At 75.6% G+C, this 3,493-nt stretch carries 3 protein-coding genes and 1 pseudogene; 3 read left to right on the top strand and 1 reads right to left on the bottom strand.

Annotation, left to right across the window (positions count from 1 at the left end; all coding sequences use genetic code 11):
* Positions 1-530 (top strand): type ISP restriction/modification enzyme (locus GPJ59_RS34665; protein ID WP_308120659.1); only part of this gene is annotated, 530 nt, incomplete at its 5' end.
* Positions 531-635: 105 nt separating this feature from the next.
* Complete coding sequence (locus tag GPJ59_RS34660) at positions 636-1,877, top strand: CaiB/BaiF CoA transferase family protein (protein ID WP_219672002.1); 1,242 nt, start codon at positions 636-638, stop codon at positions 1,875-1,877.
* Between the two features lie 65 nt (positions 1,878-1,942).
* Here GPJ59_RS34660 and GPJ59_RS34655 read toward each other — a convergent pair whose 3' ends face one another.
* Positions 1,943-2,212 (bottom strand): hypothetical protein, encoded by a 270-nt coding sequence (locus tag GPJ59_RS34655; protein WP_219672001.1) that lies wholly within the window; start codon positions 2,210-2,212, stop codon positions 1,943-1,945.
* A 274-nt stretch (positions 2,213-2,486) separates the two neighbouring features.
* Here GPJ59_RS34655 and GPJ59_RS34650 point away from each other — a divergent pair.
* Positions 2,487-3,362, top strand: a pseudogene (locus GPJ59_RS34650) (serine/threonine-protein kinase); the annotation flags it as partial.
* Positions 3,363-3,493 lie beyond the last annotated feature (131 nt).

The raw sequence follows: 3,493 nt of genomic DNA, 5'->3' as shown, positions 1-3,493 counted from the left end.
GCGGGGAGCCGCCGCGGCTGCCGGGCGGCCGGCGGCCGTACGTACGCCAGGCCGTGCCGGCCCGCCCGGCGCAGGTGTCGTACGACGCGGAGAGCGAGACCCTGCACCTGGGCCCGGGGGCGGTCGCGCCGGTGCCGGCGGGGGCCTGGGAGTACGAGGTGGCAGGGGTCCGCGTGGTGGAGCGGTGGTTCGCCGCGCGGACCGCGCACCGGGAGGCGGCGGCGCGGGGAGCGGACGGACCGGAAGCGGACGGACCGGAAGCGGACGGACCGGAAGCGGGCGGGCTCGAAGCGCTCGGCCCCGCCGAGTGGCCGCAGGCGTGGACCTCGGAGCTGCTGGCCCTGCTCACCACGCTCGCGCTGCTGGCCGATCTGGAGCCGGAGCGGGCCGCGCTCGACGTCGGCCCACCGCTGCCGGCCGCCGAGCTGCGCTCGGCCGGGGTGCTGCCGCCGCCGTCCTGGTCCCGGCGCCCGGCGTCGGTCCTGGACCACCACGAGGAGGGCCCGGGCGGCCAGTTCGCCCTCCTCTGAGCACCGCGCTCGGCCACCTCCCGGAGCCCGCGGGCGGGGGGCACGAGGTGACCACGGGATGACAGGACCCGCCCTCAGCCGATAGGCATCGGTGTCATGGAACAGATGCCCGAACAGCCTGAGCCGCCCGAGCAGCCCGAGCCGCCCGAGCCGCCCTCCGAGCCCCTCCCCCTGGACGGCATCACCGTCGTCGCCGTCGAGCAGGCCGTGTCCGCGCCCTTCGCCACCCGCCAGCTCGCCGACCTCGGCGCCCGCGTCGTCAAGGTCGAGCGGCCCGACGGCGGCGACTTCGCGCGCGGCTACGACACCGCCGCCCGCGGTCTGGCCTCGCACTTCGTCTGGGCCAACCGCGGCAAGGAGTCGGTCGCGCTCGACCTGAAGGACCCGCGCGGCCGGGAGGTCCTGCACGGGCTGCTGGCCGGGGCGGACGTGTTCGTCCAGAACCTCGCCCAGGGCGCGGCCGCCCGCCTCGGCCTGGACGCGGCGACGCTGTGCGCGCGGTACGGGCGGCTGGTCGCGGTGGACATCTCCGGGTACGGGCCGGACGGGCCGTACGCGCACAAGCGCGCCTACGACATGCTCGTGCAGTGCGAGGCCGGCCTGGTCTCGGTGACCGGCACGCCGGAGCGGCCGGTCAAGGCCGGCATCCCGGCGGCCGACATCGCGGCCGCCATGTACGCGTTCTCCGGCGTCCTCGCCGCGCTGCTGCGGCGCGGGACGACCGGGCGCGGGGGCCCGGTGGAGGTCTCCATGCTCGACGCCCTCGCCGAGTGGATGGGGCATCCGCTGCACCACACGATGCACGGCGGCGAGCAGCCCGAGCGGACGGGCCTGGCGCACGCGGTGATCGCGCCCTACGACGCGTACGGGACGGCGGACGGGGACCAGGTGCTGCTGTCGGTGCAGAACGACCGGGAATGGCGCCGGCTCGCACAACAGGTCCTGGAGCGGCCAGAGTTGGCCGACGATCCGGCGTACGCCACGAACGCGGCGCGGACCGCGAACCGGGAGCGGACCGATGCGGCGGTGGCCGACGCGCTGGGCCGGCTCGGGGCGGCCGAGGCGCTCGCCCGGCTGGAGGCGGCCGGGATCGCCTGCGCGCGGCTGAACTCGGTGGCACAGCTGGCCGGGCACCCCCAGCTGGCGGCGCGGGACCGCTGGCGCGAGGTGGCGTCGCCGGCGGGCCCGCTGCGGGCACTGCTGCCGCCGGTCGTCCTGCCGGGCGGTGCGCCGCCGCGGATGGGTGCGGTGCCCGCGCTCGGCGAACACACCGACGCCGTACTGCGCGCCCTGGGGATGACGGGCGCGCAGATCTCGGCACTGCGCCGGGACGGTGTGATCGCCTGAGAGAGCCGGGGTCGGGTCGGGGACGGGTGGTGGGACCGGTCGGGACCGGTCGGGACTGGTCGGGACTAGTGGCGGCGGCTGCCGAAGAGCGTGCGCCGCAGCCGGCGCAGCGGGGCGAAGAGCGAGACGCGCGCGCTCCGGCTCCGCTGGACGTGCGTGTGGTCGCGGGACGTGAGCTCGCGCATCAGCAGGGTCGCCTCGGCGGCCTCGCGCTGCGGGACGGCGGGTCCGCCCAGCACGGCGAGGTGGCGGTCGAGGCGCGTACTGACCGCGCTGCTGCCGCAGGTGATGGCAGGCACGCGGGGCGGCCTGCTGCGCATTGCTATCTGTTCCATGATCTCTCCCCACCCGTACGAGGGCACCCGGCCCGGGCAGGGTAACCCTATCGCCCCGGCAACGCAGTCGGGTATCCCGGGCGTGTGAATTACCCCTATCCGTACGGGGAGTTGACGGTTACTCAGCGGAGTCAACCGTCACTCTCCGCACAGATGGGGCGGATTGGGGAGGAACGGCGACGGAACGACACGACAGAACCACAACGGAAGCCTCGCGACCGGGGACAGAACGGGCGCTCCGGCGGTAACGTGGAGTGATCACCCTGTGACGCGGATGGGGGCGCTCGTGAGCGAGGAGCCGGGGCGTGTCGTGGCGGGTCGGTACCGGCTGCTGGGCCCGTTGGGCCGCGGCGGCATGGGCATGGTCTGGCGGGCCCGGGACGAGGTGCTGGGCCGCGAGGTCGCGGTGAAGGAGGTGCGGGCCCCCGACGGACTGGACGCCGACGAGGTCCGCCGAATGTACGCCCGGCTGGAGCGCGAGGCCTGGGCGGCCGCCCGGATCTCGCACCGCGGGGTGGTCACCGTCTACGACGTGGCCACCGAGGAGGGCCGGCCCTGGATCGTCATGGAGCTGGTCCGCGGGCTGTCGCTGGCCGAGGTGCTCGCGGCCGACGGACCGATGGCGCCGCGGCAGGCGGCGGCCGTCGGCCGGCAGGTGCTGGACGCGCTGCGCTCCGCGCACGCGGCGGGGGTGCTGCACCGGGACGTGAAGCCCGGGAACGTGCTGATCGGCAACGACGGCAGGGTGGTGCTCAGCGACTTCGGCATCGCCCGGCTGGAGGGCAGCCCGGCACTCACCCTGACCGGCGAGGTGATCGGCTCGCCGGAGTTCCTCGCCCCGGAGTGCGCGCTGGGCCGGCCGCCCAGCGCGCAGTCGGACCTGTGGTCGCTGGGGGTGCTGCTGTACGCGGCGGTCGAGGGGGTCTCGCCGTTCCGTCAGGACACCCCGCTGTCCACGCTCCGGGCCGTGGTCGACGAGGAGTTGCCCCCGCCGCGCCGGGCGGGTCCGCTGGCTCCCGTACTGGAGGGGCTACTGCACAAGGACCCCGCCCGGCGGCTGCCGGCGGTGGAGGTGGAACGGCTGCTGCGACTGGTGGCCGCGGGCGGCGGCGCGCCGGGCCCCGGCGGGGCCGCGGCCGGGCCGGGGGCCACGGTCCGTACGCTGTCGCTTTTACACAACTGGCGGCGCCGGCCGGCCCTACGCGTGGAGTAGTTACCGGGGCTGGGGTGCGCATGAGAACCATAGTGAGCGACTGAATATGCACGTACAGATGAGCCGGA

Source organism: Streptomyces bambusae, from assembly GCF_019400985.1.
Classification (GTDB): domain Bacteria; phylum Actinomycetota; class Actinomycetes; order Streptomycetales; family Streptomycetaceae; genus Streptomyces; species Streptomyces bambusae_A.
This window is presented reverse-complemented; position numbering and strand designations above follow the sequence as displayed.